Origin of the sequence: Leisingera sp. ANG-DT, assembly GCF_000813785.1 — a bacterium.
Classification (GTDB): Bacteria; Pseudomonadota; Alphaproteobacteria; order Rhodobacterales; family Rhodobacteraceae; genus Leisingera.
Map to the genome: position 1 here is coordinate 800552 of NZ_JWLE01000001.1, position 18518 is coordinate 819069.

An 18518-nucleotide genomic window follows, 5' to 3' on the forward strand; every position below is an offset into this window, starting at 1 on the left:
TACAGGACTGTGCAGCAAGGACTTCCCGGCATGAACGAGCATTACCGCGACATCCGCAAGATCGACCCGACCCGCGGCGCCAAATTGGGCGACAACACCCCGAACGACAATGACCGGGTGGAGATCGGCCCGACTCAGCTGGCTTTTGGCGAATGGGCCGAAGCCGGGCTGCAGCTGCCTGACCTGCAGGCGCTGCGCAGTTTCCGCTGGGAGCGGCTGACGCGTTTCATCAATGACCGCGGCTATGGCGGCCTCCTGGTGTTCGATCCACTGAACATCCGCTACGCCACAGACAGCACCAACATGCAGCTGTGGAACACCCACAACCCGTTCCGGGCGCTCCTGATCTGCGCTGACGGCTATATGGTGCTGTGGGATTACAAGCAGTCGCCGTTCCTCAGCGAGTTCAACCCGCTGGTGCGCGAACAGCGTGCGGGCGCCGATCTGTTCTACTTCGACCGCGGCGACAAGATCGACGTGGCCGCCGACAAGTTCTCCAACGAAGTGCGCATCCTGATGGAAGAGCACAGCGGCAGCAACAAGCGGCTGGCGGTGGACAAGGTGATGCTGCACGGACTGCGCGCACTTGAGGCGCAGGGCCTGGAGATCTTCCCCGGGGAGGAACTGACTGAGAAATGCCGCGCGGTGAAAGGCCCGGACGAGATCCTGGCGATGCGCTGCGCCCATCACGCCTGCGAAACCGCGGTGGCCGCAATGGAAAAATTCGCGCGTGAACAAGTGCCTGGCGGCAATATCTCAGAGGATGACGTCTGGGCGGTGCTGCACGCGGAAAACATCCGCCGCGGCGGTGAATGGATTGAGACCCGGCTGCTGGCATCCGGCCCGCGCACCAACCCGTGGTTCCAGGAATGCGGCCCCCGGATCATCCAGAACAACGAGATGATCAGTTTTGACACCGATCTGGTCGGCTCCTACGGGATCTGTATCGACATCTCGCGCAGCTGGTGGGTCGGCGATGAAAAGCCGCGGCCCGACATGATCTATGCCATGCAGCACGGGCTGGAGCATATCCGCCACAACATGGAGATGCTGAAGCCCGGTGTGAACATTCAGGAGCTGTCGCGCGGCTGCCACCCCTTGGACGACCAGTTCCAGAAGCAGAAATACGGCTGCATGATGCACGGCGTCGGCCTGTGCGATGAATGGCCTCTGGTGGCCTATCCGGACCAGATGGTCGAGGGCGCCTTTGACTATGAGCTGGAACCGGGCATGGTGCTGTGTGTCGAGGCGCTGGTCTCGCCTGAGGGCGGCGATTTCTCGATCAAGCTGGAAGACCAGGTGCTGATCACCGAGGACGGCTATGAGAACCTGACCAGCTACCCGTTCGACAAGGCGCTGCTGGGGGAGGTTTGAACAAAACAGCCGGTCCCTCCCGCAAGGAGGGGCCGGGACAGCCTGCGGCGCCGTCAGGCGCCACCGCTTAGCAATGGGTCTTCAGGAACAGTTCCAGCTTGTCACGCAGCACCAGAACGCCGGGCGAATCTGTGACTTCTTCCAGCTGGCTGAGCGGCACCCAAGCCAGGGCGTGGGATTCTCCGCTGGCAGCAATCTCTCCCGCCTCAGCCTGAAACAGGTAACGCACATCGTAGTGCAAATGCGCGCATTCATTTGCGTTCTGAGGGATTTCGTGAATATCGACGTCGAACACCTGCGCCGATAGCGGCCTGATGCGCACAAGCCCGCTTTCCTCATAAGCTTCCTTCAGCGCTACAAACGGCACGTCGGCGATGCCGTCGCAATGGCCGCCCAGCTGGAACCATCGGTTGAGCTTCCTGTGATGGGTCAGAAGTACGCTGCTTCTGTCCGCTGACAGCACAAAGGCCGAACCGGTCACGTGCCCGGTTTCCGGATTGCGGTCAAAGGCTTGCGGCTCGCCCGTGCAGAAATCCGTCAGGCGCTGCCACATGCTGCGGTCGCGCGCGGTTTGCGGGCTGTAACATCCGATACCTGAGAGGACGCTGCTGCTCATCTGCCTTCACCTTCCCGTGACGTTCCGGCTTGCTGCCTTGTTAGTGGCCATCCAAGCGCTCAATCTATGCGGAACACCTAACAAAGGCCACGCCCATGCCCACGGAACGGATCACTTTCACCGGCCACGCCGGAAACACCCTTGCTGCCCGCCTCGACCTGCCGGAAGGGCCGGTGCTGGCGACTGCGCTCTTTGCACATTGCTTCACCTGCTCCAAGGACATTCCCGCAGCGCGGCGGATTGCCGGACGGCTGGCGGCAATGGGGATTGCGGTCTTGCGGTTTGATTTCACCGGGCTGGGGCATTCCGAGGGCGAGTTTGAAAACACCACCTTCAGCTCCAACGTGGCGGACCTGATCAAGGCGGCGCAGTACCTGGCCGCGCGCAGCATGGCGCCGACGCTGCTGATCGGCCATTCGCTGGGCGGTGCTGCAGTGCTGCGGGCGCGGGCAGGCATCCCCTCGGTCAAGGGGGTGGTAACGCTGGGGGCGCCGTTTGATCCGGGCCATGTCTCGCACCACTTCGATGCCGCCCTGCCGGAAATCGAGGCCAAGGGCCGCGCCGAGGTCTGCCTGGGCGGGCGGCCGTTTGTGATCGGCAAGGAGTTTGTCGACGATATCCACGCTGAGGCGCTGGCGCCTGCAATTGCGGAGCTGAAGGCCGCGCTGCTGGTTCTGCATGCGCCGCGGGATGAGACCGTAAGCATCGACAATGCCGCATCGATCTTCACCGCCGCGAAACATCCCAAGAGTTTTGTCACCCTGGATGACGCCGACCACTTGATCTCCCGCGCGGCGGACGCCGAATATGCCGCCGAAGTCATCGCCGCCTGGGCCGGGCGCTATGTCAAAATGGCGCCGCCCGCGCCGCCGCCCGGTGCGCCGGAGGGCATCCTAAGGGTGACGGAGGCGGACCCGGAGGGTTTCCTGCAGGACGTGCAATCCGGCCCCTATCACCACGCTTTTGCAGATGAACCGCTGGCCTATGGCGGCACCAACCGCGGCATGTCTCCGTACGGGTTTGTCGCCGCGGGCCTGGGTGCCTGCACCTCGATGACGCTCAGGATGTATGCCCGCCGAAAGGGCTGGCCGCTGGAGGGGATCAGCGTTGATGTGTGCCATGACAAGGTGCATGCGCAGGATGCTTTACCTTCGGGACCTGCCAAGATCGATCAGTTCACCAGGGTAGTGCGCCTTTGCGGCCCTCTAAGCGACGACCAGCGCGCGCGGCTGCTGGAAATCGCCGACAAATGCCCTGTGCACCGGACGCTGGAAAGCGGCGCCAAGGTGGTGACACGGCTAGAGGCCGCAGAGCAGCCCGCGATCTGACATACCGGACCGCCGGCGGGCCTCCCGCGCCCGAACGGTGCAGGAAACCTGCCCCATCAGCGGCCTTGGGCCCGGCACCGCGCCATGCGCGGTGCCGGGCCCAACTGCGGCAGCTCTTCGCACGAAGACCGCAGCGCAGGCGGGAGAGCCTCGCTGCTTCTGAATTTGCGCCACATCAAAGTTCCGCCCCGCGTTCCCCTTCATGCTGTGTCCACCCTGGCGGCTGCCGGGCATGGGAGGAGATACATGGGACTTTTTGCAAATCTCGGGCGCAGCAGTGATCTGGTGCAGGGCATGGCCAGCCGCTTGGGCATCGACTATGGCGAAATGGTTTCTGCTGATCCGCAAGTGCAGGGCCAGAAATACATGCGCGCGGTCCTGCGCTGCAGCACCTGCCGCAATCAGGACGGCTGCAGTGACTTGCAGCGGGAGACAACAGAGCTGGCGGAGGCGCCATCCTACTGCCGCAACGCGCAGTTGCTGGCGCATTTACGGGGCAGCTAATCCCTTCTATACGGCTGCTCGCATCCGCTGTGTACTATCCGGTTTGCAGCGTGCGGATCTGCGCGCTGGCTCACTCTGCAGTCTCAGCGTACCGGCCGGTGGTGATGTCACCGCCTTCCCCAACAAACCGAATGGCCTCGCCGTCACTTTCCAGCGCATAACAGGCCCACAGGTCCGAGGGCGGCCAGGTGGAGCAGTATTTGCCGTCCCGCACGCCCCAGTAGCCCCAGCTGTCATGGCCCGCATTATAAAGCGTCCGGCCAGAGACGTGGAATTCCTGCCAGGCGCCGCTGCCATAGACCAGCCGTCGGCCTTCCAGCGCCGCCTGCACTTCTTCACCGTTCAAAACCCGCCATTCTCCGCCCCAAACCGGCGAAACCGCAGATGATAACGCAATCATCAGGGCAATCTGCCTCATGTCCCTCTCCCAGCCTTGCTGTCCTGCCTTTGCTGATCTAAGAGGCCGGGCATCTGCTGCGCAATCACATAAAGGTGCCTTCGCCCATGATCCCCCGCTATTCCCGCCCCGAGATGGTCGCAATCTGGTCGCCCGAGACCAAATTCAAGATCTGGTACGAGATCGAGGCGCATGCCTGCGAAGCCATGGCCAACCTTGGCGTGATCCCGCGCGAGAACGCCGACGCGGTGTGGAAAGCCAAGGACGTGGAATTCGACGTCGCCCGCATCGACGAGATCGAGGCCGTCACCAAGCATGACGTCATCGCCTTCCTGACCCATCTGGCGGAGCATGTCGGTTCTGAGGAAGCGCGCTTCGTGCACCAGGGCATGACGTCGTCGGACGTTCTGGACACCTGCCTGAACGTGCAGCTGGTGCGCGCCGCCGATATTCTGCTGGAGGGCATGGACAAGGTGCTGGCGGCGCTGAAAAAACGCGCGCTGGAGCACAAGAACACCGTGCGAGTCGGCCGCAGCCACGGCATTCACGCAGAGCCGACCACCATGGGCCTGACCTTTGCCCGCTTCTATGCGGAAATGGACCGCAACAAGAACCGCCTGGAAAAGGCCCGCTGGGAAGTTGCCACCGGCGCGATCTCCGGCGCGGTGGGCACCTTCGCCAACATCGACCCGGCGGTTGAAGAGCACGTCTGCGAGCAGCTGGGCCTGCGCCCGGAGCCGATCTCCACCCAGGTGATCCCGCGCGACCGCCACGCGATGTTCTTTGCCACCCTCGGCGTGATTGCCTCCTCGATCGAGAACGTCGCTGTTGAAATCCGCCACATGCAGCGCACCGAAGTGCTGGAAGGCGCGGAGTTCTTCTCGATGGGCCAGAAGGGCTCCTCGGCGATGCCGCACAAGAAGAACCCGGTGCTGACCGAGAACCTGACCGGCCTTGCGCGCCTGGTGCGCATGGCGGTGATCCCGGCGATGGAGAACGTGGCGCTGTGGCATGAGCGGGACATCTCCCACTCCTCCGTCGAGCGCGGCATCGGCCCGGATGCGACCATCACCCTCGACTTCGCCCTGCACCGCCTGGCCGGTGTTGTCGACAAGATGCTGGTGTTCCCGGAGAACATGCTGGACAACATGAACAAATTCCCGGGCCTGGTGATGTCGCAGCGGGTGCTGCTGGCGCTGACCCAAGCCGGCGTCAGCCGCGAGGATGCCTATGCCATGGTGCAGCGCAACGCCCTGAAGGTCTGGGAAGAGCGCGTCGACTTCCGCGAGTTGCTGCTGGCAGACGCCGATGTGGTTGCGGCGCTTGGCGAAGAGGCGATCAACGAGAAATTCGACATGGGCTATCACACCAAACATGTCGACACGATCTTCAAGCGTGTTTTCGGCGAGTAAGACGTTCTGACCTGAAAACTCCAGACGCCCCGCCTTTCCGGCGGGGCGTTTTTGTTCCGCGGACACAAACGCCTTTGTGAACAAAAATACAGATCCAAACCCGGGTTCTGCGGCTAAACTGGGCCAAACTTTGCATTTGGAGCACGAGACATGCGTATTTTCGCCCTGGCCGCCGCCCTGACCCTGCCGGTTGCAGCCCTTGCCGCCAGCGGCAACGACTGGAACCCTCCGAAACCTTCCGAGACCACCAAGACCTGCAAGGGCAAACGCGTCTGGGATGAGGAGAAGAAACGCTGTGTTCGGCCGCGGAAGTCGTCGCTGAACCAGGAAGGGCTGCTGGGTGCGGCGCGCGAGCTTGCCTATGCCGGCCGTCAGGAAGATGCCCAGGCAGTGCTGAGCGCGATGGCCGATCAGACCGACAGCATGGTGCTGACCTACTGGGGCTTCACCCACCGCAAACTTGGCAACCTGGATCTGGCGCAGGCCTATTATGATCAGGCCTTGGCGCAGGACCCGGACAATATCCTGGCACGTTCCTACATGGGCCAAGGCTTTGTCGTACAGGGAAAATACGGCGCAGCTCTTGCACAGTGGAAGGAAATCCGCGCCCGCGGCGGTGACGGCAGCTGGGCTGAGGCCTCCTTGCGCAGCGCGCTGGAGACGGGCACCTCTTACAGCTACTAGGCTTCAGTCTTTCTTTACGGCTTGCGGCCTATCCTGCCCACAACGATTGAGAAGAATCTTTTGTTAGGGTGCGAGAATGCCTCAAGACGATATGCTGGCGCTTCCGATGGATCTGGGCGGGGGCGACATGGGCGGAATGGGCGGCCTGGACATGGGCGATTTCGCCGCGCCCGCCCCGATGGGCGGCCTGGATGCAGGCGGCCTCGGCGGCGGCATGGGTGGTGGAATGGGCGGCGGCGCGGTCGCAAACCCGGCCGCGGCTGCCAGCCTCAGCGGCAAGGCCAAGGCTGCCATCATCGTCCGGCTGCTGCTGAATGAAGGCGCCGAGATCCCGCTGGAAGAACTGCCCGACGACCTGCAGCTGGAGCTGACCCAACAGATGGGCCGGATGCGTATTGTCGACCGCGAAACGCTGAATGCGGTGGCGGGCGAGTTTGCCGATCTGCTGGACAATGTCGGCCTGCATTTCCCCAACGGCCTGGCCGGCGCATTGAACGCGATGGAAGGCAAGATCAGCCGCCACACCCACAGCCGCCTGCGCCGCGAAGCCGGGGTGCGCCAGTTCGGCGACCCCTGGGAGCGGCTGAAACAGCTGCCGCCCGAAGATCTGGCCGGGCTGGCAGAGGCCGAAAGCACCGAGGTGGCTGCAGTTCTGCTGTCCAAACTCGACACTGCCAAGGCCGCGCAGATGCTGATCCACCTGCCCGGACCAGTGGCCCGCCGCATCACCTATGCCGTCAGCCAAACCGCCAATGTAACGCCGGACACCGTGGACCGCATCGGCCTGTCGCTGGCCGCCCAGGTCGAGGCACGGCCTGATCTCGCCTTTGACCAAACCCCTGGCCAGCGCCTGGGCGCTGTCCTGACCGAAGCCGCCGCCGCCAAGCGCGACGAGGTGCTGACCGCGCTGGACGAAGAGGACGAGGATTTCGCTGTCTCGGTGCGCAAGGCTATCTTTACCTATGCGCTGATTGCCGAACGGATGAAGCCGCTGGACGTGCCAAAGCTGATCCGGGTGCTGTCGCAGCCCGATCTGGTGACCGCAATCGCCTTTGCTACCGACGAGGAAGACGTGGCCACCTCGGAATTCCTGCTCAAGAACATGTCGAGCCGGATGGCAGACAACATCCGCGAGGAAGTTGCAGAGCGCGGCAGGGTCAAGCGCAGCGACGGCGAAGCCGCCTTCAGCCTGATAATCGGTGCCATGCGCGATCTGGTCGCGACGGGAGAGATCGAGCTGAAATCGGTGGAAGAAGACGAGGAAGACAACGGCTGACACCTCGCACGGCTACAGCTTTGCAAGCCGGCCTTGGCAGTTGCGCAGCCGTTCAGCCCGCTGGAGCTGCTTGTGCCTGCCGGCGCCACTGCGTATGATGCAGGCTTCCAGGCGCAGTTCCGCGCCGCAGCCATCCAGACGCCATGCCCGCAGATCCTTCCGAGCTCTCCACCTGGAGCCATGTCAAATACTTTGGCAGCAACCTGTTTCTGCGCGGCCTTCTGCTGGGCGCCGGGCTGGTGCCCTACCGGTTTCGGGTGCCGATGATGGGCCGGCTGGTCACCGCCATGGGGCGTGCCGCCGGATTTCACAAAAGGGTGCGCGACAATCTGAAACTGGTCAGCCCGGAACTGTCAGAACTGGACGCAGACCAGTTGTACAGGGACGTCAGCAACAATGCCGGGCGCATGATTGCAGAGCTTTACGCTGGCAAGGAATTCTTTGAGCGTGCCCGCAAGGCGCCGATCACCGGGCCGGGCCTGAAGGCGCTGGAAGACGCCCGCGCAGCAGGCCGCCCGGTGCTGCTGGCGACCGCTCATTTCGGCAATTACGATGCCGCCCGCGCGGCCCTGGTCGCCCGCGGCCACGAGATGGGGTCGCTTTACCGGCGCATGGCCAACCCCTATTTCAACGAACATTATGTCGAAGCCATGAAGGCCAATCACGACCTGATGTTCGAACAGGGCAAGCGCGGCATGGTGGAGCTGGTGCGTCATTTGAAGAAGGGCGGCATTGCCGCCATCGTCACCGACCTGCACGCCCAGGGCGGCGAACTGATCGACTTTTTCGGCAAGCCTGCCGTCACCTCCACCGTGCCTGCGGAGCTGGCACTGAAATTCGGCGCGGCGCTGATCCCGGTCTATGCGGTGCGGCAGGAAAACGGTCTGGACTTCGAGATCGTGATGAATGCCGAAGTGCCGCCCTCTGACCCGCTGACGATGAGCAAGGCGCTGAGCGCGGATCTGGAAGCGATTGTGCGCAAGCACACCGGCCAGTGGTTCTGGATCCACCGCCGCTGGAAACCTTATGTGCCTGTAGGTAAAGCCGCCAGGCAGACCAGCTCTGCCGCGGACTGACGCGGAACGTCAGTCCACTCGCGCCGCCGCGATGACCGGGCCAAACGGAGCAGCCTGCACCAGAACCGCGGCTGGCTTGCCGCCGGGCGCGGGGACCGCGACCTCAAGGCCGCCTGCTCCGTCCCACTCTGCCACGACCTGCCAGTTTTCGACCACATTGGCGTAGCTGAGCGTCCGCCCGGCCAGCTCTCCACGCTTGATGCTGACGGTCCGCTTCGGTGTGTAGCGCACCAGTTGCACCAGCAGGCGGCCTTCGGGCATCTGCACCTTTGGCTGCAGCCTGATCACCACGTCCCCGCCGCTGCGGGCCACAGTCAGCGCAACGGGCCGCGGCTGTTTCTGGTGGCGGGTGATTGCATCCTCCACCTTCATCGCGTCGGCGCCGACCACATCGTCCTGCCCCATGATGATCATCTGGGGCGTATAGATCATCCGGCGGCCGCCCTGGTGGGCATAGCCTTTCTGCCGTTTTGTGTGGGAGGGTTTTGCGAATTCGTCCTTCCAGCCGATGTAATCCCAGTAATCCACATGCAGCGCCAGCGGCAGCACATCTTCGCGTGCGGCAAGCTCATGCAGCAGCGCATCGGCCGGCGGGCAGGAAGAACAGCCTTGCGAGGTGTACAGCTCAACCACCACAGGCTCATCTGCGGATTGGCCGTAAACCGGCAAGGCAAGTGCAACTACAGCCGCGATCGGCGCCAGGAATCTCATGAATCGCTTTCTCTGTTTGGTAGGCTTCAGGTCTAAAGATGTGCCGGCAAACAGGCCAATCAATCATTTTTGAGCGTGGCGCGAGGCAGCTTAAATCAAAAAATGTGTACTATTGCATACAAAAGTGCCACCTGCGGCGTTTGGGCTATTGAATGCTTCACCTTCCTCATGCATTTAGCAGGCAGCGAATTCCCCGGTTACAAATTCTTGAGGGAGGCCAATCATGCCTATCACCGTCGGACAGGACAATGCCAAGGCGCGCAAAACGCTCAGCGTCAATGGCAAGTCGATCTCCTATTACTCCATTCCCGCCGCCACCGAGGCCGGCTTTGGCGACTTTTCCAAGCTGCCTGCCGCGCTGAAAGTGGTGCTGGAAAACATGCTGCGGTTCGAGGACGGCGGTTTCTCCGTCTCCACCGACGACATCAAGGCCTTTGCCGAATGGGGCGCCAACGGCGGCAAGAACCCGCGTGAGATCGCCTACCGCCCTGCCCGCGTGCTGATGCAGGATTTCACCGGCGTTCCCGCCGTTGTCGACCTGGCCGCCATGCGCGACGGCATCGTCGGCCTGAAAGGCTCTGCCGCCAAGATCAACCCGCTGGTCCCCGTTGACCTGGTCATCGACCACTCCGTGATGATCGACGAGTTCGGCAACCCGCGCGCGTTCCAGATGAACGTCGACCGCGAGTACGAGCGCAACATGGAGCGCTACCAGTTCCTGAAATGGGGCCAGAACGCGTTCAACAATTTCCGCGTCGTGCCGCCGGGCACCGGAATCTGCCATCAGGTGAACCTGGAATACCTGGCGCAGACCGTCTGGACCGACGTGGACCAGAACGGTGACGAAGTCGCCTACCCGGACACGCTGGTCGGCACCGACTCCCACACCACCATGGTGAACGGCGCCGCCGTTCTGGGCTGGGGCGTTGGCGGCATCGAGGCTGAGGCCGCAATGCTGGGCCAGCCGATCTCCATGCTGATCCCCGAGGTCATCGGCTTTGAACTGACCGGCCAGATGGTCGAAGGTACCACCGGCACCGACCTGGTTCTGAAGGTCGTCGAAATGCTGCGCGCCAAGGGCGTGGTCGGTAAATTCGTCGAATTCTACGGCGAGGGCCTGGACCGTCTGCCGCTGGCAGACCGTGCGACCATCGCCAACATGGCGCCGGAATACGGCGCCACCTGCGGCTTCTTCCCGATCGACGACGAAACCCTGCGCTACCTGCGCAACACCGGCCGCGACGAAGACCGCATCGCACTGGTCGAAGCCTACGCCAAGGAAAACGGTTTCTGGCGCGGCGCCGATTATGCGCCGGTCTACACCGACACCCTGTCGCTGGACATGAGCAGCATCGTTCCGGCCATCTCCGGCCCGAAACGCCCTCAGGACTATGTGCCGCTGACCAACGCCAAGGCCGCTTTCCGCCAGGAGATGGAAGAGACCTTCAAGCGTCCGATGGGCAAGGAAGTCGCCGTCAAGGGCGAAGACTACACCATGGAATCAGGCAAGGTCGTGATCGCCTCGATCACCTCCTGCACCAACACCTCCAACCCCTATGTGATGATCGGCGCCGGCCTGGTCGCGCGCAAGGCGGCCGCCCTGGGCCTCGACCGCAAGCCCTGGGTCAAGACCTCGCTGGCACCGGGTTCGCAGGTGGTGTCCGCCTATCTGGAGGCCGCAGGCCTGCAGGAGGATCTGGACAAGGTCGGCTTCAACCTGGTGGGCTACGGCTGCACCACTTGTATCGGCAACTCCGGCCCGATCCAGCAGGAGATCTCCGAGGCGATTGCCGAGGGTGATCTGGTGGCGACCTCTGTGCTGTCGGGCAACCGCAACTTCGAAGGCCGCATTTCGCCGGACGTCCGCGCCAACTACCTGGCCTCGCCGCCGCTGGTGGTCGCTTATGCGCTTGCCGGCACCATGGACATCAACCTGGCAACCGACGTGATCGCACAGGACAAGGACGGCAACGACGTCTACCTGAAAGACATCTGGCCCTCGACCCAGGAAGTTGCGGATCTGGTGGCCTCCACCGTCACCCGCGAGGCGTTCCAGTCGAAATACGCCGACGTCTTCAAGGGCGACGAGAAGTGGCAGGCGGTTGAGACCACAGACGCGGAAACCTATGACTGGCCCGCGACCTCGACCTACATTCAGAACCCGCCCTACTTCCAGGGCATGGGCACGGAGCCGGGCACCATCTCGAACATCGAGGGCGCCAAGGTTCTGGCGGTTCTGGGCGACATGGTCACCACCGACCACATCTCCCCCGCCGGTTCCTTTGCCACCACCACGCCGGCAGGCCAGTACCTGCTGGAGCGCCAGGTTCAGCCGCGTGAGTTCAACTCCTACGGCTCGCGCCGCGGCAACCACGAGATCATGATGCGCGGCACCTTTGCCAATATCCGCATCAAGAACGAGATGCTGGACGGCGTCGAAGGCGGCTACACCAAAGGCCCCGACGGCGAGCAGACCTCGATCTACGAAGCCTCGATGGCGCATCAGGAAGCGGGTACCCCGCTGGTGGTGTTCGGCGGTGAACAGTACGGCGCGGGCTCCTCGCGCGACTGGGCGGCCAAGGGCACCGCGCTGCTGGGCGTCAAGGCGGTGATCGCCGAGTCGTTTGAACGTATCCACCGCTCCAACCTGGTTGGCATGGGCGTGATCCCGTTCGAATTCACCGCAGGCGACACTCGCAAGTCGCTGGGCCTGACCGGCGAGGAAACCGTCTCGATCAGCGGCCTGGACACCATCCAGCCGCTGCAGGAAGTGCCTTGCTCGATCACCTTTGCCGACGGCTCGGTGAAGGAGATCACCCTGAAGTGCCGCATCGATACCGCTCCGGAGATCGAATACATCGAACACGGCGGCGTTCTGCACTACGTGCTGCGCAATCTGGCCAAGTCGTAAGACCTGCCAGACCCGAGCTTTTGAACATGCACCCCGCGGGGTGCATGTTTTTTTGTGCCATAGACTGCCGGAAAACCCGTTTGCGATGACAGGTTTCCGGCTTGCGGAATCCAGTATCCCGGATACAATCTTAACGTGAGATCAGCAGGATCTTTACTGGTTGTGTGGCCGTGCTTGCTTGTGCAAACCTATATTTTAAATACATGTTTAAACAAAACGCAGGCGAGGAAAGGCTGATGCCCCGAGAATGAAAGAGGCCGCTTTCCTAGTCGTCTATCCGGACATAGACACTTTTGATGACCATGCAGCAGCTGTCCTGGCAATGCTGCCGGGCACCCGGGAATATCCCGGCTGCATAGAAGCCTATGCCGGCATCAACCGGGACCGCTTCGAAATCGCGGTGTTCCATTTATGGGAAACATCGGAGCATCTGGAGCGTTACCTCAACTGGCGCGCCGAGCGGGGTGATCTGGACGCTCGCAGCGCCACCATGCGCCGGGAACAGGATTTCCGGACCTACTCCGTTCCATAGCTGACTGCTGCACAGACATTGTTCGGATACACCGCATTGCCAGCGGCGCAAATCACTGAAAAATTGCAGGTATGAAACAGACAAACAGCATCACTGGCTACCACGCCCACATCTACTTTGACACCGCCACGGTGGATCAGGCCCGCCGCCTGTGCCAGCAAGCAGAGGATCAGTTTGGCGTGCAAATGGGCCGCGTGCATGAGAAAACTGTCGGCCCGCATCCGATGTGGTCCTGCCAGCTGGCGGCAACGCCGGAGCAATTCAGCGTGTTGCTGCCGTGGCTGGCGCTGAACCGGGATGGGCTGATCGTCTTTGCCCACCCGGAAACCGGCGACGACCTGGCCGATCACCGCGATCACGGCATATGGCTGGGCACTGGATTGGACCTGGATTTCAGCATCTTCGCCTGAGCTGATTCCGTAAATTTACCAAAAATTTCCAAGTTGCTGGGACCATTCCGGCACTCACAAACACCGGAGGCTTCAATGACTGAAGCGGTAATCATTGGATTGCACCCCCGGTCCGGTAAATACGAAGAGCTGGCTGCGCTTGTCCAACAGATGGTGGAACAAGTCCGCAGGCACGCGGGATGCTTGCAGGCCGAGATCCTGCTGGCTCAGGACCGGAACGAAATCGCAGTCTTCCAAAAATGGAAAGATAACGACTCTTTCAGCGACTACCTGATTTGGCGGTCCAAGCAGGAGCAGCTGGATCGGGTCTATGAAATGTGCGCCATTGAGCCTGAACTGAGCAGTTTCACCTTGGCAGCCCCTGTTGAAAGCCCGCAGACCGCTTACTGAGCTGCGGCCTTCTCCATCGCGGGGCGCAGGGTGCTGTCGATTACCCGCTGCGTGATCGGGCCTGCAAAGCGCAACACGATCTTGCCGTTGCCATCCACCACATAGGTCTCCGGCACGCCGTAAAGCCCCCAGTCAATTGCCATCCGGCCCTTCTCGTCCCGGCCGATCGCGGTGTAGGGGTCGCCCAGTTCGTTCAGGAAGGCCTCAGCATTGGCCAGCTGGTCCTTGTAGTTGATGCCGTAGACCGGGATTCCTTCCTTGGACAGTGCTTCGAGGTTAGGATGCTCAGCCCGGCAGGGTGCGCACCAGCTGGCCCAGTAGTTCACCAGTTTCACGGTGCCGTCGCGCAGGGTTTCGTCGCTGAACATTTCCTTGCCGGGAAATTCGTCCAGCACCACCGGCGGCGCGGACTGGCCCTCGCGGGCGGACGGCAGGCTGTTCGGATCCTCGCGGAACATGCCCACCAGTGCCAGGCCGACGAAACCTGCAAACACCACTCCGGGAACCGCCATCAGCGGTGAAATCTTAGCCATTGCGCTTCATCCGGGTTTCCAGGTTTTCCATCTCCCGGCGGACCTTGCGGCCGCGTAGGATTGTCAGCACCACCAGCGCAACCAGCAGCAGCAGCGAGGCGCCATAGGCCGATAGCACCGTGTCGGCGTATTTTCCAAGATCAGGCATCACGCCTCCAGCCGTTCGCGCGCCATCAAAGCCTTGATGCGGCGGGCGCGGATTTCAGTTCCGGTGCGGTAAAGCACCAGCGCAAGGAACAAGAGCACAAAGCCCGCCATGCAGACATAGAGCGGCGAGGAGAAGGCATCATGCACATTCTCTTTTTCATCAAGCGACAGCGACGCGCCCTGATGCAGCCCCTGGTTCCAGAAGTTCACCGCATAGCGGCTGAGCACGGCAAAGACCGAGCCCACCAGGCACAGGATCGAGGTCAAATCCGCGGCGGTGTCCGGGTTATCGATCGCCTCCCACAGGGCGATATAGCCGAGGTAGAACAGGAACAGCACCAGGAAGGAAGTCAGCCGCGGGTCCCAGGCCCACCAGGTGCCCCACATCGGCTGCCCCCAGATTGCGCCGGTGATCAGTGCAATCACGGTCATTACCACGCCAATGGGGGCTGCCGCGCGGGCAGCCAATGCGCTGACATGGTGCCGGCGGATCACCCAGACCAGCGAGGCGACCAGCATCATGAACCAAGCGTTGATCGCCATCAGCGCCGAGGGCACATGCAGGAAGATGATCTTGACGGTGGAACCCTGCCGGTAGTCGTCCGGCGTAAAGAAGAAGCCCCAGACAAGGCCAACGGTGATCAGCACCGCAGAGCTGACCCAGAGGGCCGGCATCACCTTCTCGGAGGTGGCCAGAAACTTCTTCGGGTTGGCGTATTCCCAGATCGACATGGTGGCTATTTAGCTCTTGTTCTCGGGTTTCTCAATTGGGCGGCCCCTAGCGCAAATTGACGCGCAGGACAGCGGCGCTGGCAAAGGGCAGCAACGCGATGGAGGCGGCGGAGATGCCGGCCAGCAGCAACAGCGGCGTCTGCACTGCCATGCCCTCCGCACCGCGGCGGGCGACCTCTGAGCCGAAGATCAGCGTCGGCACGTAAAGCGGCATCACCAAGAGCGACATCAGCAGGCCGCCGCGCTTCAGCCCCACGGTCAGCGCGGCACCAAAAGTGCCGATGACAGACAGCGCAGGCGTGCCCAGCAGAAGGGAGATCACCAGCCACAGGAAGCCCTGCACCGGCAGGTTCAGCAGCACGCCAAGCACCGGTGCGGCCAGTACTAGCGGCAGGCCGGTGGTGATCCAATGGGCCAGCGCCTTGATGGTGACGGTGCTTTCCAGCGGCAGCGGCGCGGTGGCCAGGAGGTCGAGCGAGCCGTCCTCCCAATCCAGCGCCAGCAGGCGGTCGAGCGACAGCAGGCAGGCCAGCAGCGCGCCCAGCCACAAAACGCCGGGGGCGATGCGGGCCAGCAGTTCGGACTGCGGGCCGACGGAAAACGGCACCATCACGGTCACGATCAGGAAAAAGGCAAGACCGAGGCCAAAGCCGCCGCCCGCACGGAAGGCGAGCTTCAGATCCCGCAGGAGAAGCGCAATCACAGGAAGCCTCCGTCAAAATCGTCGATCTCCGGCGGCTTGGCCTTGTAGGGGCCGACATCCAGCACCTCTGCCTCCAGTCCCAGGTCGATGTGGGTGGCAATCAGGGCAGAACCGCCCTGCCCCAGATGCGCGCGCACAGCTTCTGCGAACATTGCAACGGAGTTTACATCGAGGCTCACTGTCGGCTCATCCATGATCCAGATGGGACGGCCAGTAACCAGCATCCGGCTGAGGCCAAGGCGGCGTTTCTGGCCTGCAGACAGCGCACCGGCCTGCCGGTCGCGCAGAGTTTGCAGGTCGAATCCGTCCAGCGCCTGTTCAATGCCGTTGCGGCCAAAGACGCTGGCCCAGAACATCAAGTTTTCCGCCACACTCAGCGTTGGCTTCAGACCGTCGGAATGGGCGGCATAGGCAATCTGGTCCTCAGCGCCTTCAACCCGCCCTTTCAGCGGCGGCTGCAGGCCTGCAACAGTGCGCAGCAGCGTGGTCTTACCGATGCCATTGGGACCGCGCAGGATCAGTGCCTTGCCGGGCTCCAGCGCAAAGCTCAGGCCCTCCAGCACCGGGATGCCGCCGCGGGCCACGCCCAGATCCGTCACAGTCAATGTCATGAAGTTCGCTTATCCCATTGCTCCGGCGCATGAAAAGACTATTCAGCAAATGCCCGCTTTGCGGCAGGTCAAATACATTGGAAATTCATCTTCAGACCGGCAACGCGGCCAGAGCAATCCGCCGCCCTTCGGATAAGAGAACGTTGTAGGTGCGGCAGGCAGCGGGTGAATTCATCGCCTCAACGCCCAATCCAACGTCCTCCAGCGCCTTGCGCAGGTCTGCAGGGATATGGGCGATCTCAGGCCCGGTGCCGATGAACAGCACATCAATTTCTCCGGCAAGCGCCAGCAGAGGCGCAGCGTCCCCCATGCCGTCCCAGCCCGCAGTACCAGCAGCCGAAGTCAGCACGCCGCCCTGATGCACCTTGCCGCCGATGCGGAAGAACCCCTCGCCATAGCCGTCTATGGGCTGCGCATCGGAATAGCTCACTTCGTTCAGGCGCATGGGCGGTCCTTTCAGTCAAATACCGGGAGGCTGGATAACACGGCCAGCGCAATCACGGAATAGGAGGCTAAGCGGTAGAGCTTCTCGAGCTTGGGATCAAACAGCGCTTTACCGGTCAGCGTGGTGACTATGTAGGGGATGCCGAGAAGGCAGGCCAGAATGACGGCCTTGAGGCTGGCCATGCCACCGAAGATCAGGTTGGCCGCGATCACCACATCCAGTGCAGCTAGGAACACGATGGTGTTGGCCCGGACCCGCGCGACATCACGCACGTTGGCGAGGTAGAAAACGATAATCACCGGCCCTGTGAGGCCCGTCATGCCGCCCACGATGCCGGCCGCTCCGCCGATGGCGAACCGCCCTGGCCAGCCGAGTTTGCCCTGCCAGCGCCAGCCGGAGACCACCGCGACTAAGGTCACGCCGATTACCCCGGCGGCCACCCAGCGCAGCGTCAGCGGGTCCATCTGCGACATGATCCACAGGCCCGCAGGCACGGTTACCGCGGCGGCCATGGACAGGGCCCCGACCTCTGCCCTGTCCGCCTTGCTCCAGGCCTGCGGAAACAGGGTGATGGTGGAAAACACCCCCATCAGCACCATCAGGAACACAACATCCGCCGAGGGCAGGAATTGCGCCCCGACGGGAACGAAGATCATCGCGGTGCCAAAACCAGTGAAGCCGCGGACAAGACCCGCGGCTCCAATGGTTATCAGCAGCCAGACCAGCCCCGGCGTCTGCAGGGCTGCCTGAAACGCCTCAGGCATCGATGTTGCCGAACTGGTTGCCGGTGGTGTTGGCCTGCTTCGACCAGTCGCGCTTCACCCCCAGTTTCAACAGGATGGTGGAGGCGACGAAGACCGAGGAGTAGGTCCCGACAATAACGCCCCAGATCATCGCAAACACGAAGCCGCGGATCACGTCGCCGCCCAGCACATAGAGCGAGATCAGCGCCAGAAGCGTGGTGACGGAGGTCATCATCGTCCGGCTCAGCGTCTCGTTGATCGAGATGTTCAGAACCTCAGAGAGGTCCTTCTTCTTGTAACGGCGCAGGTTCTCCCGCACCCGGTCGAAAACAACCACGGTATCGTTCAGCGAGTAGCCGACGATGGTCAGCAGCGCTGCAATGATCGCCAGGTCGAACCGGATCTGCAATTCCGAGAACACACCGATGGTCAGCACCACGTCATGCACCAGCGCCGCCACCGCGCCGAGGGCGAACTGCCATTCGAACCGCAGCCAGATGTAAACCAGAACCGCGGCAATCGCCAAGGCGACCGCAATAATCGCGGTGGTGATCAGCTCGCCCGAGACCTTGGGGCCAACGGACTCGACCGAGACGAATTTGATGCCCGGCGCCACCGCGTCCAGGGAGGCCTTCAGCGTCTCGATCATCTCACCGGAGATCGCCTCGCCGTCGTCCTGTGCCTGAATGCGGATCATGGCGACGTGCTGGTCTTCCTCGAAGGCCGGATCGAACACCTCGGTGATCGACACGTCACCCAGGCCGTGCACCGCCAGTGCATCGCGGTAGGCGCCAACGTCCACAGTCTCCGACGCCTCGGTGCGGATTGTGGTGCCGCCGCGGAAGTCGATGCCGAAGTTCAGCCCCTGAAACAGGAAGGAGGCAAAGCCCACCACCATCATCAAGGCTGAGATGCCCAGCCACAGCTTGGCGCGTTTGAAGAAATCGAATGAGGTTTCCTGGGGAACAAGTCTCAGCCGCATA

22 protein-coding genes are annotated in these 18518 nt (G+C 62.5%); 11 read left to right on the forward strand and 11 right to left on the reverse strand.

Translation table 11 applies throughout. The annotated features are described in order from the left end of the window. Positions 1–30 precede the first annotated feature (30 nt). Entirely contained in the window at positions 31–1374 is a 1344-nt protein-coding gene (dddP, locus tag RA21_RS03910) for a dimethylsulfonioproprionate lyase DddP (protein ID WP_039146314.1), read from the forward strand. Between the two features lie 67 nt (positions 1375–1441). Here the strand turns inward: dddP and RA21_RS03915 are convergent, their stop codons facing one another. Further along, positions 1442–1990, reverse strand: coding sequence for an NUDIX hydrolase (locus RA21_RS03915; RefSeq protein ID WP_039146315.1), 549 nt, complete (start codon positions 1988–1990; stop codon positions 1442–1444). Positions 1991–2085: 95 nt separating this feature from the next. Between RA21_RS03915 and RA21_RS03920 the strand changes: the two genes are divergently transcribed. Together RA21_RS03920 and RA21_RS03925 are read left to right on the forward strand one after the other, a co-directional pair. Next, a complete protein-coding gene (locus RA21_RS03920; protein WP_039146318.1) occupies positions 2086–3318 on the forward strand; it encodes a bifunctional alpha/beta hydrolase/OsmC family protein in 1233 nt (410 codons plus the stop codon). A gap of 246 nt (positions 3319–3564) precedes the next feature. Continuing rightward, entirely contained in the window at positions 3565–3822 is a 258-nt protein-coding gene (locus RA21_RS03925) for a DUF6455 family protein (protein WP_039146320.1), read from the forward strand. A gap of 70 nt (positions 3823–3892) precedes the next feature. On the opposite strand, the gene RA21_RS03930 is transcribed toward RA21_RS03925, so the two are convergent. After that, positions 3893–4240 carry a hypothetical protein gene (locus RA21_RS03930; RefSeq protein ID WP_039146323.1) on the reverse strand — a complete coding sequence of 116 codons (348 nt, stop codon included), beginning with the start codon at positions 4238–4240 and terminating at the stop codon, positions 3893–3895. Between the two features lie 86 nt (positions 4241–4326). On the opposite strand from RA21_RS03930, the gene purB reads away from it, so the two are divergent. The 4 genes from purB to RA21_RS03950 all read left to right on the forward strand — a co-directional run bounded on the left by purB (position 4327) and on the right by RA21_RS03950 (position 8667). Continuing rightward, entirely contained in the window at positions 4327–5631 is a 1305-nt protein-coding gene (gene purB / locus RA21_RS03935; RefSeq protein ID WP_019295467.1) for an adenylosuccinate lyase, read from the forward strand. Positions 5632–5781: 150 nt separating this feature from the next. Beyond that, positions 5782–6315: a tetratricopeptide repeat protein gene (locus tag RA21_RS03940; protein ID WP_019295466.1), complete on the forward strand. Its 534-nt coding sequence runs from the start codon at positions 5782–5784 to the stop codon at positions 6313–6315. A 76-nt stretch (positions 6316–6391) separates the two neighbouring features. Then, on the forward strand, positions 6392–7591 hold the full coding sequence (locus RA21_RS03945; RefSeq protein ID WP_029204743.1) for a flagellar motor switch protein FliG: 1200 nt from the start codon (positions 6392–6394) through the stop codon (positions 7589–7591). Between the two features lie 143 nt (positions 7592–7734). After that, positions 7735–8667, forward strand: coding sequence for a lysophospholipid acyltransferase family protein (locus tag RA21_RS03950; protein WP_039146325.1), 933 nt, complete (start codon positions 7735–7737; stop codon positions 8665–8667). A 9-nt stretch (positions 8668–8676) separates the two neighbouring features. On the opposite strand, the gene RA21_RS03955 is transcribed toward RA21_RS03950, so the two are convergent. Further along, positions 8677–9378 (reverse strand): DUF1223 domain-containing protein, encoded by a 702-nt coding sequence (locus RA21_RS03955; protein WP_039146327.1) that lies wholly within the window; start codon positions 9376–9378, stop codon positions 8677–8679. A gap of 223 nt (positions 9379–9601) precedes the next feature. Here RA21_RS03955 and acnA point away from each other — a divergent pair, with 223 nt between their 5' ends. The 4 genes from acnA to RA21_RS03975 all read left to right on the forward strand — a co-directional run bounded on the left by acnA (position 9602) and on the right by RA21_RS03975 (position 13621). Further along, positions 9602–12289, forward strand: coding sequence for an aconitate hydratase AcnA (gene acnA / locus RA21_RS03960; RefSeq protein ID WP_039146328.1), 2688 nt, complete (start codon positions 9602–9604; stop codon positions 12287–12289). A gap of 247 nt (positions 12290–12536) precedes the next feature. Next, positions 12537–12821, forward strand: a complete 285-nt coding sequence (locus tag RA21_RS03965; protein ID WP_039146330.1) for an antibiotic biosynthesis monooxygenase — start codon at positions 12537–12539, stop codon at positions 12819–12821. Between the two features lie 71 nt (positions 12822–12892). Next, the gene (locus tag RA21_RS03970; protein WP_039146333.1) at positions 12893–13231 is read left to right on the forward strand and encodes a DOPA 4,5-dioxygenase family protein; all 339 of its coding nucleotides are present in this window, start codon (positions 12893–12895) and stop codon (positions 13229–13231) included. A 75-nt stretch (positions 13232–13306) separates the two neighbouring features. Then, complete coding sequence (locus RA21_RS03975) at positions 13307–13621, forward strand: antibiotic biosynthesis monooxygenase (protein ID WP_039146336.1); 315 nt, start codon at positions 13307–13309, stop codon at positions 13619–13621. On the opposite strand, the gene RA21_RS03980 is transcribed toward RA21_RS03975, so the two are convergent. The 8 genes from RA21_RS03980 to secF all read right to left on the reverse strand — a co-directional run bounded on the left by RA21_RS03980 (position 13615) and on the right by secF (position 18517). Beyond that, the gene (locus tag RA21_RS03980; RefSeq protein WP_039146338.1) at positions 13615–14154 is read right to left on the reverse strand and encodes a DsbE family thiol:disulfide interchange protein; all 540 of its coding nucleotides are present in this window, start codon (positions 14152–14154) and stop codon (positions 13615–13617) included. The genes RA21_RS03975 and RA21_RS03980 overlap by 7 nt on opposite strands. Then, entirely contained in the window at positions 14147–14302 is a 156-nt protein-coding gene (gene ccmD / locus RA21_RS03985) for a heme exporter protein CcmD (RefSeq protein ID WP_020424454.1), read from the reverse strand. The genes RA21_RS03980 and ccmD overlap by 8 nt, the downstream gene beginning before the upstream one ends. Further along, positions 14302–15033, reverse strand: coding sequence for a heme ABC transporter permease (locus RA21_RS03990; protein WP_039146341.1), 732 nt, complete (start codon positions 15031–15033; stop codon positions 14302–14304). Before RA21_RS03990 ends, ccmD begins: the two co-directional genes overlap by 1 nt. A 46-nt stretch (positions 15034–15079) precedes the next feature. Further along, positions 15080–15736 (reverse strand): heme exporter protein CcmB, encoded by a 657-nt coding sequence (gene ccmB, locus RA21_RS03995; protein ID WP_039146343.1) that lies wholly within the window; start codon positions 15734–15736, stop codon positions 15080–15082. Next, positions 15733–16347: a heme ABC exporter ATP-binding protein CcmA gene (ccmA, locus tag RA21_RS04000; protein ID WP_039146346.1), complete on the reverse strand. Its 615-nt coding sequence runs from the start codon at positions 16345–16347 to the stop codon at positions 15733–15735. Before ccmA ends, ccmB begins: the two co-directional genes overlap by 4 nt. 91 nt (positions 16348–16438) lie before the next feature. Further along, entirely contained in the window at positions 16439–16792 is a 354-nt protein-coding gene (locus RA21_RS04005; protein WP_039146347.1) for an Mth938-like domain-containing protein, read from the reverse strand. An 11-nt stretch (positions 16793–16803) separates the two neighbouring features. Further along, complete coding sequence (locus tag RA21_RS04010; RefSeq protein ID WP_039146350.1) at positions 16804–17556, reverse strand: TSUP family transporter; 753 nt, start codon at positions 17554–17556, stop codon at positions 16804–16806. Beyond that, entirely contained in the window at positions 17549–18517 is a 969-nt protein-coding gene (gene secF / locus RA21_RS04015; RefSeq protein ID WP_019295451.1) for a protein translocase subunit SecF, read from the reverse strand. The genes RA21_RS04010 and secF overlap by 8 nt, the downstream gene beginning before the upstream one ends. Position 18518: the final 1 nt, after the last annotated feature.